Below are 25,863 nucleotides of genomic sequence, written 5' to 3'. Positions count from 1 at the left end.
TGTGTGTCGTCGAACACACCGAAGGGCTGGGGAACATGGTTGATCACGCGTCGGGCACGGGACTGCTGCCGGACATCCGGCTGGCCGACATGGTGTCGGGAGTCGCGTCGTTGCGTCGTGACGCCGGCACGATTCTGCGGACCCTACCGGCGATGCTGCCCACACCGCCGACCACGAAGATGTCCATCGGCAAGCGGTTCCAGCAGAGTGCGCAGAAGTACCCCGACCGGGACTTCCTCCGGTTCGAGGGTGCGTCGATCACTTACCGCGAGGCCAATGCTCGGGCCAACCGGCTCGCGGATTTCCTCACTCGCGAGGGTGTCGGGCGCGGTGACGTGGTCGCGGTGCTCTCGCGAAACCACCCCGATGTCGTCATCGCGATGTTCGCGATCGTCAAGATCGGGGCGATCTGCGGAATGCTCAACTTCAACCAGCGCGGCGCGGTGCTGGAACACAGTCTCGGACTCATCGAGCCGAAAGTGGTTCTCTATCAGCATGATCTGCTGGAGGCGCTGAAATCGGTGCCGGCCGGATGCCGGCCGGAGAAGGAGTTCACCTTCGCCGAACTCGCCACATTGACCGCGCGCTGCTCACCGCTCGACCGGCCGGTCACCGACTCGATCGAGGTCGGGTCGACCGCGATCTACATCTTCACCTCGGGCACAACGGGTTACCCGAAGGCGAGCAAGATGAGTCATTACCGCTGGCTGGTGGCGATGAACGGCATCGGCGGGCTGGGAATCCGTCTGCGCGGCGACGACGTCATGTACACGGCGTTGCCCTTCTACCACAACAACGCTCTCACGATCTCGGTCTCGTCGGTCCTCGCGTCGGGCGCCTGCCTGGCCATCGGCAAGCAGTTCTCGGCGTCGAAGTTCATCGACGAGATCATCGAGAACAACGCCACCGCGTTCGCCTACATCGGTGAGCTGTGCCGCTATCTCCTCGCGCAGCCGCCGAAGTCGACCGATCGCGCGCACCGCCTCCGGCTGGCCGTCGGCAACGGTCTGCGCCCGGACATCTGGGATGACTTCACCGAGAGGTTCGGTATCCACCGCGTCGTCGAGTTGTATGCGGCGAGCGAGGCGAACATCGGTTTCATCAACGTCTTCGGCTTGTCCAAGACGGCCGGGTTCTCGCCGTTGCCGTACACGATCGTCGAATACGACGAGGAGACCGGCGAGCCACTGCGCGGTCCCGACGGGCGGGTGCGGCCGGTCGGGAAGGGTGGTACCGGATTGCTTCTCGCGCAGATCAATTCACGGGTACCGTTCGACGGTTACACCGACCCGGCCGCGACCGAACGAAAGATCGTCCGCGACGCGAAGCGCAAGGGCGACAGGTGGTTCAACAGCGGCGACGTCGTCCGCGATCAGGGCTTCTCGCACATCGGCTTCGTCGACCGCATCGGTGACACCTTCCGCTGGAAGGGTGAGAACGTGGCCACCACCGAGGTCGAGGCGGTGCTCGACGCGCACCCCGCCGTCGAGGAGGCGGTCGTGTTCGGTGTGCCCGTTCCGGGGGTCGACGGCAAGGCCGGCATGGCGGCGGTGAGCCTGCGAGACGGCGAGACCTTCGACGCCGACGGTCTCGCCCGGCACGTTCGCGACGGTCTGCCCGCGTACGCCGTGCCGTTGTTCGTCCGGATCGTCGAGGCGCTGGAACACACCTCGACGTTCAAGAACATGCGCACCGAACTCCGCAAACAGGCTTACGGGCAGACCGGCGACGATCCGCTCTACGTGCTCGTCGGGGAGAAATACGTCGAGTTCTACCCGGAGTTCGTCGAGGAGTTGGCCGGCCGGCCGACGCGCTGAGGTCAGGCGCCGCGCAGCGCGGACAGGCGCTCGCCGACGAAGTCGAGCGCGCTGCGATGCCAGAGCCCGATGTGATCGAGCATGGCGTGACCGCCGCCGGGGACCGGGATGAACTCGGCGTCGACGCCCAGCGCCGAGAGCTCGTCGATGCCCTTGCGGGTCCGCTTCGCGAGCGTGCGGGTGTCGGCGTCGCCGTGCACCGCGACGACCCGCGCGCCGGGCTGGATGTGTCGCCAGTCGGCGAACTGCCACCACGGCGCCAGGCCGAGGACGCCGATGACCCGGCGGTCGGCGGCGAGATGGGCGGCCACGCGTCCGCCCATCGAGTGTCCGATCGCGACCACCGGCACGCCCGGGTGCCGTCGGCAGATCTCGTCGAGTGCCGCACGGGCGGGGAGCAGAGGCGAGTTGTCGTCGCCGTTCCAGCCGTACACGCGGTAGCCGACCTGGTGGACGCGCACCGACCGGCCGAATCGCAGTCGCAGCGACCAGGTGAACGGGTACATGCGCAGGGCGGACGGCTGCCAGGGACTGAACGGTTTGTGGCTGTTGTCCGTGCCGCCCGGCAGGACGAGCACGAGCAGGCCGGGGGATCGGCGTCCGGGGGACAGCAGTCCCGACAATCCGGCGATCAGCATGTGTGCAGGCCCCTTCGATGCGACGTCGACGATCGTCCCACCGTAGCGATTCGGTATCCGGGTCCGGACGGATCGGTTCGTCGACCGGGCGAACGGCGTGTGGAATGGCACAATCGCGGTCATGGCACATCCTCGCGCTGGTACCTTGGCCCTGCCCGAAGACCTCGTCGACGTGGACGCCCTGGTGCGTGCCTATTACGACAACACACCCGACCCGTCGGACCCGTTGCAGCAGGTCGTGTTCGGGACGTCGGGGCATCGCGGATCGAGCTTCGACAACGCGTTCAACGAGGCCCACATCCTCGCGACGACGCAGGCGATCGTCGACTACCGCCGCTCGGCCGGGATCTCTGGTCCGCTGTTCATCGGGTTCGACACCCACGCTCTCTCGGTCCCCGCCTGGCGCACCGCACTCGAAGTGCTCGCGGCCAACGAGATCACCGTCTACACCGCCGAGAGCGACTCGTTCACACCCACGCCGGCGGTCAGCCGCGCCATCCTCATGTTCAACCAGGACAACCCGGGGGTGCTGTCCGACGGCATCGTCGTGACGCCGTCACACAATCCGCCGCGGGACGGGGGGTTCAAGTACAACCCGCCGACCGGCGGTCCCGCGGACACCTCGATCACCTCGGTCGTCGCGGCGCGGGCGAACGAACTGCTCGAGCAGAAGCTCGACGGTGTCGCGCGCATCCCGTTCGAGCGTGCGCGCGGCAGCGAGTTCGTGCACGACTACTCGTTCCTCCTCAACTACATCGACGGACTCGGCGATGTAGTTGACATGCGGGCGATCCGCGACGCCGGCATCCACATCGGCGCCGACCCGCTCGGCGGCGCGTCCGTCGGCTACTGGGCGCTGCTGGGCCTGCGATACAACCTCGAGCACCTGACGGTCGTGAATCCGACGGTGGACCCGACGTTCTCGTTCATGACGCTCGACACCGACGGCAAGATCCGGATGGACTGTTCGTCGGCCAACGCGATGGCCTCACTCATCTCCGCCCGTGATTCCTACGACATCGCGACCGGCAACGACGCCGACTCGGACCGGCACGGCATCGTCACGCCCGACGCCGGCCTGATGAACCCCAACCACTACCTGGCCGTCGCGATCGACTACCTGTTCACGCACCGGCCGCAGTGGTCGGAGTCGGCGGCGGTCGGCAAGACGCTCGTGTCGTCGTCGCTGATCGACCGGGTGGTCGCAGGGATCGGACGACCGCTGCTCGAGGTTCCCGTCGGCTTCAAGTGGTTCGTCGACGGCCTGCTGAACGGTCGCGTCGCCTTCGGTGGTGAGGAGAGCGCCGGGGCGTCGTTCCTGACCTTCGACGGCAGCCCGTGGTCGACCGACAAGGACGGCATCATCATGGCGCTGCTGGCGTCGGAGATCCTCGCGGTGACGGGCAAGTCGCCGTCGCAGCGCTACGCCGAACTCGCCGAGGAGTACGGGACGACGGCGTACGCGCGGATCGACGCGCCGGCCAGCCGGGAGCAGAAGGCGGTGCTGTCGAAGTTGTCACCGGAGCAGGTGACGGCCACGGAACTGGCGGGCGAACCCATCTCGGCGATCATGACGACCGCACCGGGCAACGGCGCACCGATCGGCGGCCTGAAGGTCACGACGGAGAACGCCTGGTTCGCGGCTCGCCCCTCGGGGACCGAGGACGTGTACAAGATCTACGCCGAATCCTTCAAGGGCGCAGACCATCTCGCGCAGGTACAGAGCGAGGCGCAGCAGGTCGTCGACGCGGCGCTGGGGGCGTGAGCGACTAGCGGGCCGGCGGTGGTGGTCACCGCCCCGTTCCGGCCGGACGTTCCCTCAGACAATTTTCAGCGCGACGCCGTTATTGTCGGAATGTGAGCAAGAAGCGCAAGCCGGGAGCATCGGTGCCCCGCACCACCAACTCGAAGTATCAGCCGAGCGCGCCGTCGAACACGATGACCTACGTGCTCGGCGGCATCGCGGTCCTGGTGATCGCGGGCCTCGTGATCGGCGGGATCTGGTGGAGCGGACGCGATCAGGGTGACACCGATCAAGCCGCGCTGGCGTCGAGTTCGACGATGATCGTCGGTCCCGAGACCGCTCCGCTCATCGACGTCTTCGAAGACCCGATGTGTCCGGTGTGCAAGGTGTTCGAGCAGCAGTCCGGACCGGCCATCACCAAGGCCGTCACCGAGGGCAAACTCCGCGTGCGCTACCACACGCTGCACTTCCTGAACTCGCGGTCGGCGACCGGTGACTACAGCTCGCGGGCTGCCGGTGCGCTGACCTGCGTGGCCGACGAGCAGAACACCGATCTGTTCCTGCGGTTCCACAGCGCGCTGTTCGCCGCCCAGCCGCCCGAGGACGGCACCGGCAACATCACCAGCCCCGAGCTCGCGCGTCTCGCCACCGAGCAGGGCGCGACGCCGGCCACCGCCACGTGCATCACCGACAACGCGAAGGTCGCCCAGGCCGAGGAAAACGCGCAGAAGTCGACCGACGAACTGTCGAAGGCGACCGGCGGCCAGGTCGGCACCCCGACCGTGCTGCACGACGGCGAACCCGTCAACGGCGTCCTCGAGGGCACCGGTTGGCTCGACAGCATCCTGGGTGGCGGCAACTCCTGATCGGGTCGCAGCTGATCGTCGGGACTCCGGCCCGGTGTAACTCCGCCCGGAGTCCTGGCGATTTGGTTGCCGTCACCGAGATGGTGTAACTTCGCCAGTGCCCTCGAACAGGGCGGAACAACAAAATACGGGGCTATGGCGCAGCTGGTAGCGCACCACACTGGCAGTGTGGGGGTCAGGGGTTCGAGTCCCCTTAGCTCCACCGAACGAAGCCCGTTCCGACCGATGTCGGAACGGGCTTTCTCGTTGAATCGGGTCCGGTCAGTCGCGCCCGATGCCCACGGGCATGGGGAGGATCTCGACGCGGGCGAGGCCCGTGGTGACGGCCGGGTCGGCGGCGCTGATGGCCCGGACATCGTCCTCGGAGTCGGCGCGCACCACGCCCAGGCCCCAGTTCCCGGTCGGGTCGACGACGGGACCGAAGATCACGGCGGTGCCGTCGGCGAGGAGCCCCGACCAGTACGAGCCGTGGCGGCCCATGATGGCGGCCTCGTCGTCGGACATGTCGCCGGGACCGAAGGTGGGACGCGGCGGGACGAGTTTGTACACGAAGTGGGTCATGTTCTGACGCTCTCTCTTCAGGGGTGGGTCGATTCGATGACGTCGACGCAGGCCGCCAGGGCGGCGGCCCAGCCGCCGGAATACGCGCCGGAGCTGTAACCGCCTGGCGCGGCGCAGTCTTCGCGAAGCTGTTCCTCGCTCAGATGCTCCCAGCCGCGGTGTTCCACGGACACCCGAGTCAGTGCCGGACCGAGCGAGGTGAAGGCCAGCTCGACCTCGGTCGGCTCGGGGGTGTTCAGCCACGACATGACGAACCGGCTCGGGGGTTCCCACACCGCGAGTCGCCCCCATTCGGCGGTCGTGCCGTCGTCCCAGGTCTCATAGACCCGGCCGCCGGTGAACTCGTCGATGGTCACCGTCCGTGCCCGGTCCCCGCCGATCGACATCGGTTGCAGCGGCCACCAGACCCCGATGGTCCGGACAAAGGTGGTGAAGACATGGTCGAGATCGCTACGGACGGTGGTGGATTGACGAATCGGCGGCCGTCGGAGCGGGAGAACGGCACCGCCATCGCGACTCCCGGCGTCGTCGACCTCGCGTTCACCCGGCACGGTTCACCTCGTCGGCGTCGGTCAGTCCGTGTTCGGCCTCGACCAGTTGCCGCGCGACGTCGAGAGATGACGCCCACATGTTGTCGAGCAGGTCGCGTAGTCGGTCGATGCCCTCGGGTCGGGCGCGGTAGATGCGTCGGGTCCCCTCGCGGCGCTCGGCCAGCAGCCCGGCGTCTTTCAGCACGGTGATGTGCTGGGAGATCGCGGTGCGGCTGACGTCGAACCGGGCGGCGATGTCGCCCGCGGACAGCTCCTCGCCGGAGACGAGTTCGAGGATGGCGCGGCGGCGGGGCTCCGCCATCGCGCGCAGGGCCTCGTCGACGCCCGGGGACTTGTCGGTCACGCCCAGAGTCCGATCGAGTTGCCGTCGGGGTCGGCGAACATGGCGAATTTGCCGTACCCATCCGGGAGGTCCGTGGGCGGTACGAGTGCCTTGCCGCCGAGTGCCTCGGCCCGGTCGAGGGACGCCTGCAGATCGTCGACGCGCATGTAGACACTCACCCCGCCGGTCCCGCCGGGTTCGGACACGGCGCCGATGCCGCCGGAGACGGCGCCGTCACCTGCGCCGGTGTCGACGAGCGAGTACTCCGGGCCGGAACTGTCGTCGATGGTCCAGTCGAACAGATCGCGATAGAACGCGGTGAGTCGAGTGGGGTCGTGCGAGGTGATCTCGAAGAATGCGACTGGTGCTCCCATGAGGACTCCTTGTGCCGGTATGCGTCGGTAACTGCTAACGTTAGCGAGTGCTGACGAAAGACGCAAGGGCGTGGAGAGCCAAGACCGGCCTCCGCCTGTGCCCTAGAGTCCAGCCATGGGTGTCGCACTGTCGTCGGAGGTCGTATGGGGGATTCGGTGAGCCACGACCGGCCGTGGCGGCGCCCGGGTGCTCTCCGCTATGGCCTGCGGCGGGTGCAGAACGCCGTACGTCCGCCGGTGACCATCTATCCGGCACCCGACGACATGATCAAGGACGCCGACGTCCCGGTGGTGATGCGCGACGGGGTCACTCTGCGGGTCAACGTGTATCGACCGGCGGGGGATGGTCCGTTCCCGGTCCTGCTCTCGGCGCACCCCTACGGCAAGGACGCGCTGCCGGTCCGGACGCTGTTCGGGTGGAAGATCAACTTCCAGTACCGGATCATGAATCAACCTGCGCCGTATCGGGTTTCGAGTGAGACCGGCTGGGAGGCGCCCGACCCCGCGGTCTGGACCTCGCGGGGCTACGTCGTCATCAATGCCGACCTGCGCGGCGCGGGGACCTCGGAGGGAACCGGATCGCTGCTCTCCGACGCCGAGGCCCTCGATGTCCACGACCTGATCGAGTGGGCCGGCCGGCAGTCCTGGTCGACCGGCGCGGTCGGCATGCTGGGCGTGTCGTATCTCGCACTCTCGCAGTACAAGGCGGCAGCACTCCACCCGCCCCACCTCGCGGCGATCTGTCCGTGGGAAGGGTTCACCGACCTCTACCGCGACTTCATGAAGCCCGGTGGAGTCGACGAGAGAGGGTTCTCCCGCATCTGGGCTCTCGTCACCCGGAAGGCCGCCCGGTTGTCGGAGGACATCGATGCCGAACGTCGCCGCCACCCCCTGCGAGATGACTGGTGGCAGAGCAAGACACCGGATCTTGCGGCCATCGAGGTGCCGATGCTGGTGTGCGCCAGCTTCTCCGACGGCAATCTGCACAGCGCGGGTTCGATGCGTGCGTTCGAGCGGGCCGGGTCGACCCACAAGTACCTGTACACCCACCGCGGACCGAAATGGGCGACGTTCTACAGCGACGACGCGGTGGCGACCCAGCACGCGTTCTTCGAGCGACACCTGCGCGGAAGCACGACCATGACCCTGCCACGGGTCCGCCTCGAAGTCCGGGGGTCGCGGGCCGAGGTCACCGATGTACGCGAGGAACATGAGTGGCCGCCGGCGGCGACCACGTGGACCGAACTGCGACTGGCCGACGGTGACCGTCTGACCCAGGACACCGGGGAAGGCGTGGCGAGTGGTTCGTCGGTTCTCGACCTGCGCGGGGCCGGGCTGGCCTACGACCTTGCCATCGATTCTCACCTCGAACTCTCCGGACCGATGAGTGCTCGACTATGGGTCAGCCTGCCGCGCGGTGGAGATGCGACGCTGTTCGTCGCAGTGGAGAAATGGGCCGGAACGCAGTGGGTCCCGTTCGAGGGTTCGTACGGATACGGTCGGGACCGCATCGTGACGGGTAGGCAGAAGCTGTCCCTGCGAGCACTGGACCGCGATGCATCGTCGGTGGCCCGGCCGGTGCACAGCTTCGACCGCGTTCAGTTGCTGGAGCCCGGTCAGATCGCGGAGATCGAGGTCGGACTCGGATCGTCGGCAACATCTTTCATGCCCGGCGATCGCCTGCGGCTGGTGCTCGCGGGGCGGAACATCGACCGGGGCAACCCGTTGACCGGACATTTCCCCGCTCGCTATCAGACCGGTCCCCGCGGAACGTGTCGGATTCATCGGGGCGGAGATCATCCCTCGATGCTGACGGTGCCGCTGATCGAGGCGACGAATCCGGCGGCCGGTCTGAATCCATGACGACAGCTGAGGAGAGTACGTGGTGACGACCGAACCCCCGACCTGGCTGCTACTGCCGGGAACCCCGCTGTCGCCGGCGGTGTGGGACGGCGTGCGTGCCGAGCTGGCCGAGTACGGACACGTGATCACGCCTGCGATCAGCCCGCCGCCGGGTCATGCGGATGACGACCTACCCGCGCGGCTCGCCGCCGGGGTCGCGGAATCGGTTGCGTCCGAGGCGCCCTGGCATGTGGTGGGACATTCCTTCGGCGGACAGGTGGCCCTGGAACTCGCGATCCGGCGCCCCGAGCTCGTCTCCCGCCTGACGCTGCTCTGCACCCGAGACACGCCCTTCCCGGCATTCGACGCTGCGGCAGCCGCCGTCGAGGCCGGCACCGTCGATGTCGACGGCACACTCGGACGCTGGTTCAGCGCAGACGAGTTGCGCAACGATGGACCGGTCGTCCGCTACGCTCGCGAAGCCGTGGCCGCCGCGGACCACGCGTCCTGGGCGTCGGCGCTGCGCGCGATCGCCCACTTCGACTGTTCGCAACGCACCGCGTCGATCTCGTGCCCGGTGACCGTGGTCGCGGCCGAACACGACACGGTGTCCGACGTCGCCTCCATGAAAGCCATGCATCTGCGGATACCGGGATCGGACTTCATCGTCCGCGCCGGGGCCTGGCATATGAGCATCTTCGACGACCCGGCCGCGGTGGCGCGAATCCTCCTCTGACGACCGACGAATCTCGACCGTCGGGCTTCAGGTCGCGTCGGCGATGATCTGCCGCTGGGCCGTGAACATCTCGGCCAGATTGTTACTGACCGTGGTGTCCATCGCGGGCGGTGCGTCGTCAACCGTGTTGTGCGTGACCGTGAACGATACGCCGCGCTCCTCGCCGACCACGATGATCCCGGCGAGGTGAACCTCGATCGCACCGACCTCGTACTCGCCGGTCATCCGGACCGCTTTGTAGTCACCGTCGATCGGCAGCTCGACCTTCTCGAGCGCGAGAGTGACCGGGACGTCGCCGTCCTCGAGGGTCAGCGTGAAAGACGAACAGGCGGAGACGATCTCGTCGAACTCGTCGTAACCGTTGTCGGCCGGCTTGGTCACGTCGGCACTGTAGTTGTCGAGACCGAAGAGTATCTCACTGGAGGACGAGGTCTCGGTGAGCTCGCGCTCCGCGCGTTCGTTGCCGGTCTGCTGAGACTGGACCAGCGTGCACACTTCTCGTTGTCCACGGTGCTGCCGTCGTCGTCGGTACTGCCCGTCTCCGTGCTGAATTCGCCCGTGATGTCCGGGAACTGGTCTTCGGGCAGCACCAGTTGGAGGGCCGAGGCGGTCGGGATCGACGGTTCGTCGTCGCCACCACCGCGCAGGGTCAACGCCAGCACCACCGCCACCACGACGATCAGTACGAGGACCAGTCCGCCGCCGCCGATGAACCACCACTTCTTGCTCCCGCTCTTGGCCGGCGGGGGTGGTTGCTGACCGAACGGCTGGCCATACGGTTGTTGGCCGTACGGTTGTTGGCCGTACGGTTGTTGGCCGTACGGCTGCCCGCCATAGGGCTGTTGGCCGTACGGCTGCCCACCGTACGGACCCGGGTTCGGCGGCTGGCCGGGAGCCGGCTGCGGCCCGCCGGGTTGGTGACCGCCAGAAGGCGGCCAGCCGGGTTGCTGCGGCCCCTGCGGACCCATGGCGGTCGGCTGGTTGGGGTCGTAGGGACTGCCCACGGTCGGCTCCTCCTGGTCGGTGACCTCGGGAGATTACCGCGCTTCGATGGGGGCATCGCCGGGTTTCATGCGACCGAATGAGGGACGGCCGGCGGACGGGTCCGGACGTTCACAGGAGAGCGGGCGGTGGGTATTTCGGTTCGTACAGCGTGATCTCCCCGGCGCCGGGGACCTCGACCCGGACAGTCACGCCCCAGCCCTCATCGGTCGGGGTGCCCGCGAACTCGGCGCCCCGGCCGGCGAGTTCGCGCATGGTGGAGTCGAGATCGTCGCACATGAACGACACGTCGAACTTCTGATCGGTGCGCCCGGCGCTTCCCTCGTGCTCCCAGGCATTCGGGTGCGCTCCGAGTTCGCTGGGACCGGTCTGGAAGATCAGCCAACCGCCGCCCGTGTCGACGTGCGGGAAGCGCAACACGTCGCGGAAGAATGCGCGGGCGGCGTCCGGGTCGTCGCAGTAGATCAGTGTGTGCACCGCGGTGATCATGGCGCCCAGGGTAGTCGGGCCGCGGAGCCGAACCAGTGTTGTTCGCAGAAGCCGGAACCGGCCCCCAGCGCAGAATTTCCGTCCCCGTGAGCCGGCGCGAAGGGCAATATGCCCTTCAAACCTGTTGAGGGGGACGCAAATTCGTGGTAAAGAGACGATCCCTCGCCGGTTCCTGACCCTTCGTGGCTCGTCGCTTGCGCTCCTCGCACCTCGGGGAGCAAGGGGAAGGCCAGCTCACCGCCTTCGCGACCAGCGTCGCGATGGTCTTCTCCGCCTCGGTGTCCAGGGTGCTGACCGCGAACGACGTCGGCCAGAATCCACCGTCGTCGAGGCTGGCGTTCTGGGTGAACCCGAAGGTGGAGTATCGCTCCTTGTCGTCGTGCCCGCTGCGGAAGAAGCACACGACCTTGCCCTTCAGCGCGTAGGCCGGTTGTCCGTACCAGAGCTTCGGCGCGAGGTCCGGCGCGGTCGTGGTGACGATCGCGTGGATGCGTTCGGCCAGCGCGCGATCGGCCGGGTCCATGCTCTCGAGCTTCGCGAGCAGATCCAGTTCCTCGGCCGCCTTCTTGTTCCCGCGCCCGCGGGTCTTCTCCTTCTCGAGCTCCGCGGCGCGCTCCTTCATCGCGGCCCGTTCCTGATCGGAGAATCCTCCAGAGCTGCCCATTCGCGTTTCCTTCGTGGTCGACGGCCTCGGGGCCGAGGCAGCATTCACGGTAGTCCGCGGCGGGTCGAGGGGCTTCTCGATTCCGAACCGGTCAGAGGTCTCGACGCGGACTCACACCCGCCCACGCAAGATCGCGTTCCAGTACAGGCGCGGGAGGGCATATCGGTCGAAGGCCCACGCACTCCGGCGCGGTTTGAGCGGGTCGATGACCGACGGCAATGAGGACGTGACGGTCCCGTCGCGGTCGAACTCGGCGGCGATCAGATGATGTGCGTCCGTCGCGATCGGAGCGACGGTGTACCCGTCGTAGGCGGTGAGCTCCTCACCGGCCCGCGCGGCCGCGATGTTGTCTGCGAGCACCGAGATTTGCCGGCGCAGCCCGCCGCCCGATGGGTCGGTCGCGATCGCGGCGCCGTCACCGGCTCCCCAGATGGACGGATGGGTGCGGTGACGCAGCGTGTGGGGATCGATGTCGACGAGCCCCCGGCCGCGGGCGCCGGCCAGGCCCGAGTCGGTCACCAGGTCGGCGCCTCGGAAGGGCGGGACGAGGTGCAGCATGTCGTAGTACACATCTCGGGTGGCCGAGCCGGTGACGACGGTGACCCGGCGATCGACCGGATGTAGTCGTACGGAACTGTCGAGCAGCACGCGGACGCCGAGTTCGTCGAGGCACTCCGAGAGGCGGGCGTCGAGGGCCGCGACTCCGAGCAGATGGGGCCGGTCAACGATCAAGGTGATGTCGAGCGACTCGAGGATGCCTCGACGCCGCCAGTGGGCGGCGGCCAGGAAGAGTGGTTTGAGTGTGGTCCCGGTGCAGCTGACCGGCGGACGCGGGACGGTGAACACCGCCCGTCCACCCCGCGGCATCGAGGTGACGAGATCCCAGGTCTGTTCGGCCCGGTCGAGATAGTTGCTGGACACCGCCGGGTCGGCGATCGCGAGTTCGATCCCCGGCATCGCGTCGTGATCCGGTACGAGTCCGACGGCCAGGACGAGGTCTCGGTAGCCGATGTCGGCGCCCGAGGCGCAGCGGATCGTCCGCTTTCGCGCGTCGACGACGACGGCGGTGTCTCGCAACCACGTCACCCCGTCCGGCGTCACCGATCGCTGCGTGCGCTCGGCGTCCTGCAGTGTCGCCTGACCTCCGCCGACGTAGGAGAGCAGGGGGCGGTAGGTGTGGACGGCCTGCGGTTCGATGACCGCGACATCGGTGACGCCCAGGCGCAGCAGTCGCGCCGCCGCGCTGAGGCCGGCGTTCCCGCCGCCGACGATGACGACGTCGAAGTGTCGGGTCTCGCGAGATGAGGTCATGCGGGTCAATACCCGGCCGGGCGGTCGGGAAAACCGGGGGAGCCGGCTGTGCCGCGTGCCGGGGCCGCTCGGCCGGGTCCTCGTGGTCCGGGTGCTGGGTGCGACCATGGACCGATGACCGCCACGCTCGTCGCCAAGGACGTCGCCGGGGGATATGCCCACCGCGTCCTCTTCGACCACCTCGATCTGACGGTGGCACCCGGCGACGTGATCGGTGTGGTCGGCGCGAACGGCGCCGGGAAGACCACGCTGCTGCGGGTACTCGCCGGTGATCTCGCGCCCCTGGAGGGGACGGTGACCCGTGCACCGTCCGACGCTTTCGTCGGATGGTTGCCGCAGGAGCACGAACGGGTTCCCGGTGAGGTGGTGCGTGCGTACGTCGCCCGCCGGACGGGGTGCGCGGCGGCGACGGCGGCGATGGACGCGGCGGCGGACGCGTTGGCCGACCCCGACGCCGCGGCGCCGGGAGATCCGGCCGAGACGTATGCGGCCGCGCTCGACCACTGGTTGGCCACCGGGGCGGCCGATCTCGACGAGCGGTTGCCCGCGGTCCTCGCCGACCTCGGGCTCGGTGACGGCGTCATCGACCCGGATGCCACCCTGATGGCGGATCTGTCCGGTGGGCAGGCCGCGCGGGTCGGGCTCGCCGCGCTGCTGTGCTCGCGGTTCGACATCGTGCTCCTCGACGAACCGACCAACGACCTCGATCTCGACGGTCTCGCGCGCCTGGAGGAGGTCGTGGCCGGCATGCGGGGCGGCGTCGTCCTGGTCAGTCACGATCGAGAGTTCCTCGCGCGCAGCGTCACCCGGGTGCTCGAACTCGATCTCGCGCAGCACACCAACACCGTGTACGGCGGCGGATACGAGAGCTACCTCGAGGAACGGGCGGTTGCGCGTCGTCACCGTCGCGAGGAGTACGAGGAGTTCGCGGCCAAGAAGGCCGACCTCGTCGCCCGGGCTCGGATCCAGCGTGAATGGTCGAGTCAGGGTGTCCGCAATGCCATCCGGAAAGCGCCGGACAACGACAAGGTCCGACGCCGCGCCGCCACCGAGTCCAGTGAGAAGCAGGCGCAGAAGGTCCGGCAGATGGAGAGCCGGATCGCACGGCTCGACGAGGTCGCCGAACCGCGCAAGGAATGGGTCCTCGAGTTCACCATCGGGTCCGCGCCGCGCTCCAGCTCGGTGGTCGCCACTCTCAACGAAGCGGTTGTGCGACAGGGAGATTTCGTGCTGGGCCCGGTGTCGTTACAGGTGAACGCCGGCGAACGCATCGGCATCACGGGCCACAACGGTGCCGGCAAGACGACGCTGCTGCGGCTACTGCTCGGTCGCGTCGAACCCGACGAGGGGACCGCGCGACTCGGGACCAACGTCGCGATCGGCGAGATCGACCAGGCGCGTGGCCTGTTCACCGGTCCCCGGCCGCTGGCCGAACGGTTCGAAGCGCTGGTCCCCGAATACTCCACCGCGGACGTGCGGACGTTGCTCGCCAAGTTCGGCTTGCGGGCCGATCACGTGGACCGGCCGGTCGGAGAGCTGTCGCCCGGCGAGCGCACGCGGGCCGGGCTCGCCCTGCTGCAGGCGCGGGGCACCAATGTCCTCGTCCTCGACGAGCCGACCAACCACCTCGACCTGCCGGCCATCGAGCAACTCGAGTCCGCCCTCGATTCCTACGACGGCGCAGTGCTTCTCGTGACCCACGATCGGCGCATGCTGCAGAACGTGCGCGTCGACCGGCACTGGGACGTCGACGGCGGCCGGGTCGGCGAGCGCTGAGTTCTCTCAGCCCGCGAGCCGGGTGTCTACCCCACGCACGTCCGCGGGCAGATCCTCCTCGGCGCTCCCGAGCCCGAGGTGCTCGCGCAGGGTCGTGCCCTCGTACTCCGTGCGGAACAGGCCGCGGCGCTGCAACTCCGGCACCACGTAGTCCACGAAATCGTTGAAGGTGCCCGGGGTCTGCGCACTCGACACGATGAACCCGTCGGCCTCACCGCCGGTGAAGGACTCCTCGATCTGATCCGCGACATCGGCGGCCGTGCCGACGAACTGCGGCAGCAGGACTCCCTGGGCGTAGAGCTTGCCGATGTCGCGGAGGGTGAGACTGTCCCGCTCGGAGAGGCGTCGGGCGACGTCGAACAGCCCCTGTGTGCCGCTCACCTGGACGTCTTCGACGGGAGCGTCGAGATCGTAGGCGGAGAAGTCGTGGTCGGTGTGAACCGACAGCGTGATCAGGCCGGAGATCGGATCGGCGAGTTCGTTGTGGAACGCCTGCTTCTCCCGGGCGATCGACTCGGTCTCGCCGATGAACGGGATGAACGACGGGAAGATGTTGACGTGGTCGGGATTTCGGCCGAAGTTCACCGCCCGCGACTTCACGTCGTCGTAGTAGGCCCGGCGTCCCTCCGGGGTCGGGTCGATCTCGAAGATCGCCTCCGCCCACCGCGCGGCGAAGTCCTTGCCGGTGTTCGACGACCCCGCCTGGATGAGTACCGGGCGATGCTGCGGTGAGCGGGGCTGGTTCAGCGGACCCCGCGTGCGGTAGTGCGTGCCCTCGTGGTCGACGGTGTGGATCTTCGACGGATCCGCCCAGACGCCGGACTCCTTGTCGGCGGTGACGGCGTCGGCATCCCAGCTCGACCACAGCTTGATCGCCGTGCTGACGAACTCCTCGGCGCGCACGTACCGCTCGTCGTGTCCGACGTGGTCGTCGAAGCCGAAGTTCTGCGCCTCGGCCTGTGACAGCGACGTCACGATGTTCCACGCGATCCGTCCACGGGTGAGGTGATCGAGGGAACCGAAGACGCGCGCGAGTTCGTAGGGGTGAAAGTAGGTGGTGGACTTGGTGACCGCGATACCGAGCCGGGTGGTGACGGCGGCGATGCTCGCCGCGACCAGGCTCGGATCGATCGTCGCCGCGGCCTGGGTGCCGCGCCGGAAGGGTTCGGACTGGTCGCCGCCGAACCGGACCGGTGCGGCGAGCAGGTCGGCGAAGAAGGCGAAATCGAACTTGCCGCGTTCGAGGATGCGGCCGACCCGGTGGTAGTGGTCTGGCCCGAAGTAGTCGGTCTCCGACCCGGGATGACGCCATGCGGCGTGCGAGTGGGTGACGGGGGAGGCGATCAAGAAACCACCGAGGTGGAGCTGACGGGTCACGAGTGGGGTCCTTCGGGTTCGGCATCGCGGAGTCGGTCCGATGGCGGCGACGCGCGACGGATGCGGCGAGACGGTCGGGACAAGTCAAGGCGCAGGGTCCACCGGCGGCCAGAGTTGAGCCCGCCGTGATCGCAACAGACCCTTGACATACAACCAATTGGTTGTATGTTTGAGACGTGGCCGAGAACGCAGGCGAACCGACAGACGAGGACCGGGCCGACGCCCTGTTCCACGCGCTGTCGGACCGCACCCGTCGTGACATCCTGCGACGCGTGCTCGCCGGCGAACACTCGGTCTCGGTGCTCGCCGCGAAATACGACATGAGCTTCGCGGCGGTACAGAAGCACGTCGCCGTCCTGGAGAAGGCCGGTCTACTCACCAAGCGTCGTTCCGGACGCGAGCAGCTGGCCAGCGGCGATGTCGCGGCAGTGCGTTCGGTGGCCTCGATGCTCACCGAGCTCGAAGCGGTGTGGCGTGGTCGTATCGCCCGCATCGACGATCTGCTCACGCTCGAATCACCCTCACCCACAACCACAGCGGAGGAATGAACAATGCCTGTCATCGATGTGACACCCGACCTGGACGCCCGGACGATCACCATCAACGCCGAGTTCGCGGCCCCGATCGAACGGGTGTGGCAGATCTACGCCGATCCGCGTCAGCTCGAGAAGATCTGGGGCCCGCCCACCTATCCGGCGACCGTCGTCGACCACGACCTGCGCCCGGGTGGCAAGGTCACGTACTACATGACCAGTCCCGAGGGCGAGAAGTTCGGCGGCTACTGGAAAGTCGAATCGGTGGACGAGCCCACCGGCTTCACCTTCCTGGACGGCTTTGCCGACGGGGACCTCAACCCGATCACCGACATGCCCGAATCCCGCAATTCCTACGCATTCACCGAGACGGACGGTAAGACCGTCGCCACCTTCATCAGCACCTACGACTCGGCCGAGGCCTTGCAGAAGGTGCTCGACATGGGAGTCGTCGAAGGTGCGTCGTCGGCGATCAACCAGATCGACGAGTTCCTCGCGGCCTGAGGGTCACAGGTTCGAGTTGAGCGTCGGAAACCCCTCGGGCAGTTCGGCGGCCGGGCCACCGGCGCCGGACCCCGTGGGCTCGACGTCCAGCCCGTGCGTGTAGGCGGCCATCGAGATCGACCCGGCGGCATGGCCGTCCACGAGCAGATCCAGCGGGGCGTCTCCGGCGAGTCCGGCGATGTACAGCATCGGTAGATAGTGGTCCGGGGTCGGCACGGACTTGTCGAAGTCGGGATGTCCGTCCAGACTCAGCACACTCGACGGCTTGTCCAGCAACACCTCTCGGGCCGCGTCGTCGAACCGGTGGGCCCAGTCGAATCCGCTGTCGGGCTTCGCGAAGTCGACCGCGCGTAGGTTGTGCACGATGTTGCCGCTGCCGATGATCAGCACACCCTGGTCGCGGAGCGGGGCGAGCCGGCGGCCCAGTTCGTAGTGGTGCTCGTAGTCCTTGAAAGCGTTGAGAGACAACTGGAGTACGGGTACGGACGCATCCGGGAACGTGTGCACCAGCACCGACCACGTCCCGTGGTCGATACCCCAACTGTCGATGTCGTGACCGCACCACGTGGGTTTGACGACATCGGAGACCATGTCGGCGACATCCGGGTCGCCCGGGGCGGGGTACTCCACGTCGAAGAGGTCCTGCGGGAAACCGTAGAAGTCGTGGATCGTCCGCGGCCGTGGCATCGCCGTCACGGCGGTGGCGTTGGTGTACCAGTGCGCCGAGATCACCAGGATCGCTCGCGGTTTCGGCACCGATGCACCCAGAGCGGCCCAGGCCTCGGTGTACTTGTTGCGCTCCAGGGCGTTCATCGGGTTGCCGTGACCGATGAACGCGACCGGCATCGTCCCCGAGCTCGTCGCGTCTACCGCTGACATCGTCGCCTCCTCCGGCCGATTGCGGACGGAGTCGACGCTACTCCGGAATCGCCGAAGTCGCCGACAGGGGTTCGGCGCCCGTGGAACAATACAATGCATAAGCGCTGGTCAATGCTGATTGCCGCGGTCCTCGCGATCGCTCTGGCGGCGTGCGGCACCGGGGGCGGTTCCGAACCCGCGTCCTCGTCGGCCTCGTCGTCGAGCCCGCAGCAGGCGGCGCAGATCGAGCAGATCGTCGAAGGTCTGATGGAGTCCCAGCACCTCAAGTCGGTGATCGTGCGTGTCACCGAGGACGGCCAGGAGGTGACCACCAAGGCGTTCGGCGAGTCGCAGACCGGTGTACCCGCCACCGCGGACATGCACTTCCGCAACGGGTCGGTCGCCATCGCCTACGTCGCGGCGGTGTTGTTGCAACTCGTCGACGAGAAGGCGGTCGCCCTCGACGACATCATCGCGAAATGGGTGCCCCAGATCCCCAACAGCGACCGGGTCACTCTCCGGCAACTGGCGACGATGACGTCGGGGTATCAGGACTATGTGCTCGGTAACGACGCGTTCGAGATCGAGGAGCTGACGAACCCGTTCAAGGCGTGGACGACCGACGAGATGTTGTCCTACGCGGTGAACAAGCCGCTGCTCTACGCGCCGGGGACGAACTGGAACTACGCGCACACCAACTACGTGATCCTCGGCCTCGCGCTGGAGAAGATCACCGGTGAATCGGTCGCGGACCTACTCCGGCAGCGGATCTCCGAGCCGCTCGACCTCGACAACACGGTGTCGGATCTGACGGCGGTGATCCCGGAGCCCGCCCTGCATGCCTACTCGTCGGAGCGTCGCGGGATTATGAACCTCCCGCCGACGACGCCGTTCTATGAGGAGACGACCGGCTGGAACCCGTCGTGGAGCATCACCCACGGTGCGATTCAGACGTCGAACATCTACGACGTCGAGGCGACGGCCCGGAAACTCTTCGCGGGGGAGACGCTGTCGGCCGAGGGCTACGACACCATGGTCTCCACCCGGCTCCGCGGCGTGGCGCGTCCGCTGGCCGGTTGCTCGACGTGCCGGCCGATGAACGAGGAGTACACCTACGGCATGGGAGTCGTGCTGACCGGCGGCTGGATCGTGCAGAACCCGTTGTTCAACGGCTACGCGGCGGTCGTCGGGTATCTCCCGTCGGAGAAGATCGCCATCGCGGTGGCGGTGACCTACGACTCCGAGGCGTTCGGTCCGGACGGCTCGTACGCCAACGGCGGCAATCCGATCTTCGCGCAGATCGGCGCCCTGATGGCCCCCGACTCCGCGCCACCGATCCCGCGGAACTGACGCCGCCGCGAGGCCCGGCCGTCGTGCTGCGAAAACCCACCCAGCGCGGGTGCCATATGGTGGCAGGTATGGTCGACCGCCTCCCCGACGACGATCTACGGGTCGGAAACCCGGAACGCGAGCGGGCCGTGACTCTCCTCAATGATGCCTTCTCGTCCGGATATCTGGAGATCGCGGAGTTCGAGGAGCGGTCCGGTCTGGTGTACGCCGCCAAGACCCGCGCGGACCTGCGAGCCGTCCTGGAACACCTGCCGAACGCCGGTCGCCTGTTCAACGAGCCGGGCCAGGCCGTAGCCGCGACCCCGGCCGTCGCCGTCCCTTCGACCGGGCCCGTGCACCTCGCGGCCGAGTGGGAGACGGTTCGACGCAAGGGCACGTGGCATGTTCCGCCGTCGACGCTGGTCACCGGCAGCATGGGCACCGTCGACATGGACTTCACCCATGCGACGTTCCCCGGGCCGTCGACGATCCTGCAGCTGCAGGTCTCCATCACCACGGTGAAGCTCCGGATCGGCCCCGATCAGGAGATCAGGTACGGCGACCTGCAACTCTCCGGATGGTCGAAGGTGAAGGACAAGGCCGGCGCACCGACGCGTCCGGGCGGACCGGTGATCGAGCTGACGGGTTCGGCGTCGGGGATGACCGGCATCGTCATCAAACGGAGCTGACGCACCGAACCGTATCGACCGGGGCTGACCGCTCGCCGTTACGCGAACGCTGGGCGGGTGGCCTACTTGTGCTCACGCTGAACTCAACGGTGTCGCGAGTGTTTCCCGATTCGTAACGTTGCCGCACGTGGCCGACCGAACACTCAGTATCAGCGCGCCCGGCGATCCGCGGGCGGTGGACCCGGGGTCGTCCGACTCCCCATCGGCCAAGGCGGGCCGGTCGTCCCGGCTGCACACCATCCTGCGCGCGCTGTCACCCATCGCCGTTCTCGTGCTCTGGCAGGTGGGCAGCGCACTGGGGATCATCCCGCAGGACAAGCTGCCCGCACCGTCGCTGATCGCCGAGGCCGGGTGGGAGGTCCTGAACAACGGACAACTCCTCGACGCCATCGCGGCGTCGGCGCAGCGGGTCGCGATCGGACTGACGATCGGCGTCGCGGTCGGGATCGGTCTGGGCTTGCTGGTCGGCCTGAGCAAGTTCGCCGACTCGGCCATCGACCCGAACATGCAGGCTATACGCGCACTTCCGCTCTTCGGTCTGATCCCGTTGTTCATCCTGTGGTTCGGCATCGGCGAGATGCCCAAGGTGCTGCTCGTGTCCCTCGGCGCGCTGTTCCCCCTCTACCTGAACACCTCCGCCGCGATTCGCCAGATCGACGGCCGCCTGGTGGAAACCGCTCGCGTGCTGGGCTTCTCGCGGCTGACCACCATCCGCGATCTCATCATCCCGGGTGCCATGCCGCAGATCCTGGTCGGTCTGCGCCAGGCCCTGGCGATCGCATGGCTCAGCCTCATCGTCGCCGAGCAGATCGCGGCCACGTCCGGGCTGGGATACCTGATCAACAACGCGCGCGACTTCCTGCGCACCGACATCATCTTCTTCGGCCTGATCGTCTACGCCGCACTGGGTTTGATCACCGACGCCATCGTGCGTGCGCTGGAGCGCTACACGACCCGATACCAGAACCGGTGACGCCCCCAACCCGCACATCCCGAGTCCAGGAGGCCCTACCATGACCGCCATCGCCACCCGCGATCTCGAGGTCCCGTCCGCCGACGACCTGGTCGACCCCGCCGGATACGCCGCGGAAGTCGAGAACGCGAGCCTGAGCTACGGGGACAATCTCGTGTTGCGGGACGTCACCCTACGGGTCGGGGCGCACGAGATCGTCGCGCTCATCGGACGCAGCGGCAGCGGCAAGTCGACGCTGCTTCGCCTGCTGGCGGGCCTGTCGCAGACCGAGTCGGGCAGCGTCCGGACCGCCGGTCACCCGGCGGTGTCCTTCCAGGAACCGCGACTCTTCCCCTGGCGCACCGTCTTACAGAACGTCGCCTTCGGCCTCGTGCGCGAGAAGGTCGGCAAGTCACAGGCCCGCGAACGCGCGCGCCGCACCCTCGACGAGGTCGGCCTGAGCGACAAGACGGCTGCGTGGCCCGCGCAACTCTCGGGTGGTCAGGCGCAACGGGTCTCGCTCGCCCGTGCGCTCGTGGCCCGTCCGCAACTGCTGCTGCTCGACGAGCCGTTCGGTGCACTCGACGCCCTCACTCGGCGCACGATGCACGAACTGCTCATCTCGCTGTGGCGCGACAACGGGTTCGGTGCACTCCTCGTCACCCACGACGTCGACGAGGCGTTGCGGCTGGCCGACCGCGTCGCCGTCCTGGCCGGTGGCGAGATCGTCGAAGATCTCGCCGTGCCCCGTCCACGTCAGACCGGCGACGCCGATGACCCCGACTCCGAGATCCCGCGCCTGCGAGCCGAATTGCTGACCGCACTCGGCGTCGCCGATCCGGCGCGCTGACCCTCCCGTTCCCTGACCGAAAGCCGATCTCGATGACACACCACCATCTTTCCGTGCGCGCATCCCGGCCCCGACGGCGCCGCGTGCTCGCCGCCGTGCTGGCCACCGCCGCCCTGACCCTGGGCCTCGCGGGCTGTGTGCAGCGGGAGGACACCGCCGAATCGATCGCGAACGAGACGGTCGACGTCGCCTCACTGCAGGACCTGACCCTCCGAGTCGGAGACCAGAAGGGCGGCACCGAAGCCCTACTGCACGCCTCGGGCGAACTCGAGAAGCTCCCGTTCACCATCGAATTCTCCACCTTCACCTCCGGCCCGCCGCAGATCGAGGCCGCCACCGCAGGCAAGATCGACTTCGCGGTCACCGGGAACACGCCGCCCATCTTCGGCGCCGCGGCGAACGCGAAGGTCAAGATCGTCACCGGGTACGCGAACAACGCCAGCGGCGACGCGATCCTGATCCCGGGAACGTCGACGCTGGCGTCGGTCGCCGACCTCAAGGGCAAGAAGGTCGCCGTGGCGAAGGGCAGCTCGGCACACGGACATCTGCTGCTGCAACTGAACAAGGTGAATCTGACCCTGGGGCCCGGCAAGGACGTCGAGCCGGTCTTCCTGCAGCCCGCGGATGCGTTGTCCGCGTTCACCTCCGGCAACGTCGACGCATGGGCGATCTGGGACCCGTACACCGCGATCGTCCAGCTCGAGAACAACCCGAAGACGCTCGTCACGGCCGAAGGCGTCTCGAACGGTTACGGTTTCGGGATCGCGGGCGACGAGGCGCTCGCCGACCCGCGTCGCAACACCGCGGTACGGGAACTGGCGCTCGGGATCGCGCGGGCCGCCAACTGGGCCAAGGCCAACCCGGAAGAGTGGGCCGAGCAGTACTCCGCCGAGGTCGGGATCGACCCGCGGGCCGGCGCGATCGCCCAGGGCCGCAGCCTCCGACCCGCGATCGCACTCGACGACAGCGTCGTGGCGTCGGAGCAGGAGCTCGCCGACGCCTTCGCCGACTCCGGGCAACTCCAAGGGCAGGTCGACTTCGCGAAGTTCGTCGACAACCGCTACGACGAGGCCCTGGCACCGCTGTTCGGCACGCCCCAGTCCTAGTGGTGCGTCTCGGGAATAAGTGACTGGTCTCCGGCGCTCGATCGGCGCCTGGCTGCGTTGTCGTCGGTCGAGATAGCTCCGCTATCCCTCCCTCCTCCGCCTTGCCAGACCACCGATCGCTCCACCGGATACCGGCCACCTATTTCCGAGACACACCACTAGTGATGCGAGAAGGGAACATGCCCATGAGCCATTTCCACTGGTTTCTGCCGACCGCCGGTGACAGCCGCGGGATTGTCGGAGCCTCACATGCATCGGCGACGAAACGGCACCCACCGGGTTATCGGGCGCCCGACCTGCCGTACCTGATCGATGTCGCACGCACCGCCGATCGGCTCGGCTACGAGAGTGTCCTGACCCCGACCGGAACCTGGTGTGAGGACGCGTGGCTGACCACGGCCGCCGCGATCACCCACACCGAGCAGTTGACCTTCCTCGTCGCGTTCCGCCCCGGGCTGATCTCGCCGACCCTGGCCGCACAGCAGGCGGCGACGCTCCAGCGATTCTCGGGTGGACGGATCGCGGTCAACATCGTGACCGGCGGTGACGAGGTCGAGCAACGCCGGTTCGGTGACTGAGTCGACCACGACCGCCGTTACGCGCGCACCGACGAGTTCGTGCAGATCGTCGACCGGCTCTGGTCCGGTGAGACCGTCGACTTCGACGGAGAGTTCTACCGGATCGCCGGGGCGTTCCTCGCGGATCCGCCGACCGATCCACCGCGGATCTACTTCGGCGGGTCGTCGGACCCGGCTCTGACCGTTGCGGCCTCGCGTGCCCAGGTCTACCTCACGTGGGGCGAGCCGCCGGCGGTGGCCGGAGAGAAGATCGCGGAGGTGGCGCGACGCGCCGAGACGGTCGGCCGGTCGCTCGAATACGGTGTGCGGCTGCATGTCATAGCCCGCGAGACCTCCGAGGAGGCGTGGCGGGTCGCGGACACGCTGCTGCAAGGGATCTCCGATGAGGAGATCGAGACCGCCTTCGCCCTGCACTCGGTCTCGGACTCGACCGGTCAGCGTCGGATGGCCGAACTCCACGGCGGACGTCGGATGCGCTCGAGATCCATCCCGGCTTGTGGGCGGGGGTCGGGCTCATCCGTGGGGGAGCCGGCACCGCGCTCGTCGGTAGCTACGACGAGGTCGCGGCGCTGATCGGCGAGTACGAGTCCGAGGGCTTCTCCCACTTCATCCTGTCGGGCTATCCGCACATCGAGGAAGCGCACTGGTTCGCCGAAGGCGTGCTGCCGGTGATCCGGGACCGGGTCGAGGCCCTGAGCTGACAGCACGTTCTGGGCCGCTCGGGCCCGGCGGGACAGCTCAGCGGGCGAGCCACTCCGACAACCGGTCCGACGACCATGTCGTGACGATCCGGTCGGGGTCGATGCCGTGGTCGACGGCCCGCCGCGCGCCGAGGATCTTGAAGTCGAGTTGCCCGGGTGCGTGGGCGTCGGAGTCGATCGCGAACAGGCAGCCCGCGTCGTCGGCGATCTCGATCAGTTCGTCGGGCGGGTCGACCCGCTCCGGACGGGAGTTGATCTCCACGATGGTGTCGTGGGCCGCGCAGGCGGCGAACACGGCCTCGGCGTCGAAGGTCGAGGGTGGGCGGTGGCCCCGGCCGCTCAGCACTCGCCGGCCGGTGCAGTGGCCGAGGACGTGCACCCGTGGGTCGGAGACCGCGGCGATGAGCCGGTCGGTCATGGCGTCGTGCGCCATGCGCAGATTGGAGTGCACGGATGCGGTCACGACGTCGAGTCGGGCGATCATCTCGTCGGTCTGATCGAGCGTGCCGTCGTCGAGGATGTCGATCTCGATTCCACGGAAGAGACGAAAGTGGCTGCTGTGACCGGTGTTCCAGTTGTCGATCGCCTCGATCTGGGCGGCGAGCCGTTCCGCGCTCAGTCCGTTCGCGACCGTGAGGCGCGGCGAGTGGTCGGTGATCGCGAGCCAGTCGTGGCCGGAGGCCTCCGCAGCCGCGGCCATCTCCTCGATGGGCGCCCCGCCGTCGCTCCAGTCGGTGTGGGCGTGCAGGTCGCCGACAACGGCCTCGACGAGGCCCTCGGCGCCGTCGGGGGCGATGGGTGGATCTTCGGCCTGCAAACGTGCGAGGTACCCCGGTAGCTCACCGTCGGCGGCCTCGGCGATGACCGCCGCGGTGGTCTTGCCGATTCCCTTGATCGCGGTGAGAGTGCCGGCGACAACCCGCGCGTGTAGCTCGGACGGGTCGAGTCCGGCGGCCGCCTGCCCGGCGCGGCGGAAGGCCTCCACGCGGTACGTGCTCTCCCGACGCCGCTCGAGCAGCCACGAGATGCGCTCGAGTGCGCGAATCGGGTCCACCGGAGCCGACAGCGGGGTCAGGGGCCTCATTCGCGAACAGCCCTTTCAACGCCTGTTGCCCGGCACGCGAAAGGCGGCCGGGCAACAGGTCTCATGTGTGATGACGGTCAGGTCTGACCGATCAGTGTGCGGCTTCGAAGGCCTCGATGATGCTCTGCGGGATGCGACCGCGATCGCTCAGTTCGTAACCTTCGCGGATGGCCCACTCGCGAATCGCCTTGGTGGTCTCCTTGTTGCGTCCGCCCCCGGTCGCAGTCGACGCCGTTGCGGTGCGCTTGGTCACGCGACCGGTCTGGCGGGAGATGTCGAGGTACTTCGACAGCGAATCGCGGAATTGCTGCGCATGCTTCGACGAAGTGTCGAACTCGTAGTTCTTTCCATCGAGCGACCACCGGACGGTTTCGTACTGATCCAGCACCTTACCGTCGAGATCGTCGATGACCTGAACGATTTCCTTTTTCGCCATGAAATGCTTGTCCCCTCGAATTGTGTCATCCGACCAAGACGGACGTGCAAGGCCCGAAAACCTGCGTCCCCCCGTTTTGATCTATTCCAACTGTGCACAGCTTAGACCCAAACCATGAGTACTTGCTGAGAACCCCCGCCTAGACCATAAATCATTGAATAGCGTTAGGGAAG

At 67.6% G+C, this 25,863-nt stretch carries 26 protein-coding genes, 1 tRNA gene and 2 pseudogenes; 15 read left to right on the top strand and 14 right to left on the bottom strand.

Going from position 1 to position 25,863, the window contains the following annotated elements; genetic code table 11:
• The first annotated feature begins 35 nt into the window (after positions 1–35).
• Positions 36–1,817 (top strand): long-chain-acyl-CoA synthetase, encoded by a 1,782-nt coding sequence (locus GR168_RS16540; RefSeq protein ID WP_159371240.1) that lies wholly within the window; start codon positions 36–38, stop codon positions 1,815–1,817.
• Between the two features lie 2 nt (positions 1,818–1,819).
• Here GR168_RS16540 and GR168_RS16535 read toward each other — a convergent pair whose 3' ends face one another.
• Positions 1,820–2,455: an alpha/beta hydrolase gene (locus GR168_RS16535; protein WP_203235952.1), complete on the bottom strand. Its 636-nt coding sequence runs from the start codon at positions 2,453–2,455 to the stop codon at positions 1,820–1,822.
• Positions 2,456–2,576: 121 nt separating this feature from the next.
• Between GR168_RS16535 and pgm the strand changes: the two genes are divergently transcribed.
• The 3 genes from pgm to GR168_RS16520 all read left to right on the top strand — a co-directional run bounded on the left by pgm (position 2,577) and on the right by GR168_RS16520 (position 5,267).
• Positions 2,577–4,220 carry a phosphoglucomutase (alpha-D-glucose-1,6-bisphosphate-dependent) gene (gene pgm / locus GR168_RS16530; RefSeq protein ID WP_159371238.1) on the top strand — a complete coding sequence of 548 codons (1,644 nt, stop codon included), beginning with the start codon at positions 2,577–2,579 and terminating at the stop codon, positions 4,218–4,220.
• A gap of 92 nt (positions 4,221–4,312) precedes the next feature.
• Positions 4,313–5,065, top strand: coding sequence for a DsbA family protein (locus tag GR168_RS16525; RefSeq protein WP_065631552.1), 753 nt, complete (start codon positions 4,313–4,315; stop codon positions 5,063–5,065).
• Between the two features lie 129 nt (positions 5,066–5,194).
• Positions 5,195–5,267: transfer RNA gene (locus GR168_RS16520), tRNA-Ala, on the top strand.
• A 59-nt stretch (positions 5,268–5,326) separates the two neighbouring features.
• Here the strand turns inward: GR168_RS16520 and GR168_RS16515 are convergent.
• The 4 genes from GR168_RS16515 to GR168_RS16500 are packed head-to-tail and all read right to left on the bottom strand — an operon-like array spanning position 5,327 to position 6,873.
• Positions 5,327–5,626 (bottom strand): YciI family protein, encoded by a 300-nt coding sequence (locus GR168_RS16515; protein ID WP_159371237.1) that lies wholly within the window; start codon positions 5,624–5,626, stop codon positions 5,327–5,329.
• 17 nt (positions 5,627–5,643) lie between these two features.
• On the bottom strand, positions 5,644–6,177 hold the full coding sequence (locus tag GR168_RS16510) for a hypothetical protein (RefSeq protein WP_159371236.1): 534 nt from the start codon (positions 6,175–6,177) through the stop codon (positions 5,644–5,646).
• Positions 6,167–6,520, bottom strand: coding sequence for a metalloregulator ArsR/SmtB family transcription factor (locus tag GR168_RS16505; RefSeq protein WP_159371235.1), 354 nt, complete (start codon positions 6,518–6,520; stop codon positions 6,167–6,169). The genes GR168_RS16510 and GR168_RS16505 overlap by 11 nt, the downstream gene beginning before the upstream one ends.
• Positions 6,517–6,873, bottom strand: coding sequence for a VOC family protein (locus tag GR168_RS16500; protein WP_159371234.1), 357 nt, complete (start codon positions 6,871–6,873; stop codon positions 6,517–6,519). The genes GR168_RS16505 and GR168_RS16500 overlap by 4 nt, the downstream gene beginning before the upstream one ends.
• 144 nt (positions 6,874–7,017) lie before the next feature.
• Here GR168_RS16500 and GR168_RS16495 point away from each other — a divergent pair, with 144 nt between their 5' ends.
• Together GR168_RS16495 and GR168_RS16490 are read left to right on the top strand one after the other, a co-directional pair.
• Positions 7,018–8,736, top strand: a complete 1,719-nt coding sequence (locus tag GR168_RS16495; RefSeq protein WP_159371233.1) for a CocE/NonD family hydrolase — start codon at positions 7,018–7,020, stop codon at positions 8,734–8,736.
• Positions 8,737–8,758: 22 nt separating this feature from the next.
• On the top strand, positions 8,759–9,451 hold the full coding sequence (locus GR168_RS16490) for an alpha/beta hydrolase (protein ID WP_238994919.1): 693 nt from the start codon (positions 8,759–8,761) through the stop codon (positions 9,449–9,451).
• Positions 9,452–9,478: 27 nt separating this feature from the next.
• Here the strand turns inward: GR168_RS16490 and GR168_RS23955 are convergent, their stop codons facing one another.
• From GR168_RS23955 to GR168_RS16470, 5 genes and pseudogenes are all read right to left on the bottom strand, one after another.
• Complete coding sequence (locus tag GR168_RS23955) at positions 9,479–9,832, bottom strand: hypothetical protein (protein WP_238994918.1); 354 nt, start codon at positions 9,830–9,832, stop codon at positions 9,479–9,481.
• On the bottom strand, positions 9,829–10,455 hold the full coding sequence (locus GR168_RS23950) for a hypothetical protein (protein WP_238994917.1): 627 nt from the start codon (positions 10,453–10,455) through the stop codon (positions 9,829–9,831). Before GR168_RS23950 ends, GR168_RS23955 begins: the two co-directional genes overlap by 4 nt.
• Before the next feature lie 109 nt (positions 10,456–10,564).
• On the bottom strand, positions 10,565–10,942 hold the full coding sequence (locus GR168_RS16480) for a VOC family protein (protein WP_159371231.1): 378 nt from the start codon (positions 10,940–10,942) through the stop codon (positions 10,565–10,567).
• A 232-nt stretch (positions 10,943–11,174) separates the two neighbouring features.
• A pseudogene (locus GR168_RS16475) lies at positions 11,175–11,606 on the bottom strand (DUF1801 domain-containing protein); the annotation flags it as partial.
• A 111-nt stretch (positions 11,607–11,717) separates the two neighbouring features.
• Positions 11,718–12,917, bottom strand: coding sequence for an FAD/NAD(P)-binding oxidoreductase (locus GR168_RS16470; protein ID WP_159371230.1), 1,200 nt, complete (start codon positions 12,915–12,917; stop codon positions 11,718–11,720).
• Between the two features lie 114 nt (positions 12,918–13,031).
• Here GR168_RS16470 and GR168_RS16465 point away from each other — a divergent pair, with 114 nt between their 5' ends.
• Positions 13,032–14,693 (top strand): ABC-F family ATP-binding cassette domain-containing protein, encoded by a 1,662-nt coding sequence (locus tag GR168_RS16465; RefSeq protein WP_159371229.1) that lies wholly within the window; start codon positions 13,032–13,034, stop codon positions 14,691–14,693.
• Between the two features lie 6 nt (positions 14,694–14,699).
• Here GR168_RS16465 and GR168_RS16460 read toward each other — a convergent pair whose 3' ends face one another.
• Complete coding sequence (locus GR168_RS16460) at positions 14,700–16,070, bottom strand: LLM class flavin-dependent oxidoreductase (protein ID WP_159371228.1); 1,371 nt, start codon at positions 16,068–16,070, stop codon at positions 14,700–14,702.
• Positions 16,071–16,246: 176 nt separating this feature from the next.
• Here GR168_RS16460 and GR168_RS16455 point away from each other — a divergent pair, with 176 nt between their 5' ends.
• Positions 16,247–16,618 carry a metalloregulator ArsR/SmtB family transcription factor gene (locus GR168_RS16455; protein WP_159371227.1) on the top strand — a complete coding sequence of 124 codons (372 nt, stop codon included), beginning with the start codon at positions 16,247–16,249 and terminating at the stop codon, positions 16,616–16,618.
• Positions 16,619–16,621: 3 nt separating this feature from the next.
• Positions 16,622–17,107, top strand: a complete 486-nt coding sequence (locus GR168_RS16450) for an SRPBCC domain-containing protein (RefSeq protein WP_058252460.1) — start codon at positions 16,622–16,624, stop codon at positions 17,105–17,107.
• A gap of 3 nt (positions 17,108–17,110) precedes the next feature.
• Here the strand turns inward: GR168_RS16450 and ygiD are convergent, their stop codons facing one another.
• A complete protein-coding gene (gene ygiD, locus GR168_RS16445) occupies positions 17,111–17,986 on the bottom strand; it encodes a 4,5-DOPA dioxygenase extradiol (RefSeq protein WP_159371226.1) in 876 nt (291 codons plus the stop codon).
• Between the two features lie 93 nt (positions 17,987–18,079).
• Here ygiD and GR168_RS16440 point away from each other — a divergent pair, with 93 nt between their 5' ends.
• The 6 genes and pseudogenes from GR168_RS16440 to GR168_RS16415 all read left to right on the top strand — a co-directional run bounded on the left by GR168_RS16440 (position 18,080) and on the right by GR168_RS16415 (position 24,170).
• Positions 18,080–19,315, top strand: a complete 1,236-nt coding sequence (locus GR168_RS16440; protein WP_159371225.1) for a serine hydrolase domain-containing protein — start codon at positions 18,080–18,082, stop codon at positions 19,313–19,315.
• Positions 19,316–19,383: 68 nt separating this feature from the next.
• Entirely contained in the window at positions 19,384–19,983 is a 600-nt protein-coding gene (locus GR168_RS16435) for a DUF1707 domain-containing protein (RefSeq protein WP_065631078.1), read from the top strand.
• Between the two features lie 229 nt (positions 19,984–20,212).
• Positions 20,213–20,956: an ABC transporter permease gene (locus GR168_RS16430; RefSeq protein ID WP_223259000.1), complete on the top strand. Its 744-nt coding sequence runs from the start codon at positions 20,213–20,215 to the stop codon at positions 20,954–20,956.
• A gap of 40 nt (positions 20,957–20,996) precedes the next feature.
• Positions 20,997–21,785, top strand: a complete 789-nt coding sequence (locus tag GR168_RS16425) for an ABC transporter ATP-binding protein (RefSeq protein ID WP_159371224.1) — start codon at positions 20,997–20,999, stop codon at positions 21,783–21,785.
• A 32-nt stretch (positions 21,786–21,817) separates the two neighbouring features.
• On the top strand, positions 21,818–22,891 hold the full coding sequence (locus GR168_RS16420) for an ABC transporter substrate-binding protein (RefSeq protein WP_065631076.1): 1,074 nt from the start codon (positions 21,818–21,820) through the stop codon (positions 22,889–22,891).
• A 185-nt stretch (positions 22,892–23,076) separates the two neighbouring features.
• Positions 23,077–24,170, top strand: a pseudogene (locus GR168_RS16415) (LLM class flavin-dependent oxidoreductase).
• A 37-nt stretch (positions 24,171–24,207) separates the two neighbouring features.
• On the opposite strand, the gene GR168_RS16410 reads toward GR168_RS16415, so the two are convergent.
• Positions 24,208–25,254 carry a PHP domain-containing protein gene (locus GR168_RS16410; RefSeq protein ID WP_159371223.1) on the bottom strand — a complete coding sequence of 349 codons (1,047 nt, stop codon included), beginning with the start codon at positions 25,252–25,254 and terminating at the stop codon, positions 24,208–24,210.
• A 91-nt stretch (positions 25,255–25,345) separates the two neighbouring features.
• Positions 25,346–25,690: an Lsr2 family protein gene (locus tag GR168_RS16405; RefSeq protein ID WP_058252466.1), complete on the bottom strand. Its 345-nt coding sequence runs from the start codon at positions 25,688–25,690 to the stop codon at positions 25,346–25,348.
• Positions 25,691–25,863: the final 173 nt, after the last annotated feature.

The organism is Gordonia sp. JH63, assembly GCF_009856645.1.
GTDB lineage: Bacteria > Actinomycetota > Actinomycetes > Mycobacteriales > Mycobacteriaceae > Gordonia > Gordonia hongkongensis.
The sequence above is the reverse complement of the archived record's forward strand: the minus strand, read 5'-3'. Positions and strand labels throughout refer to the sequence as shown.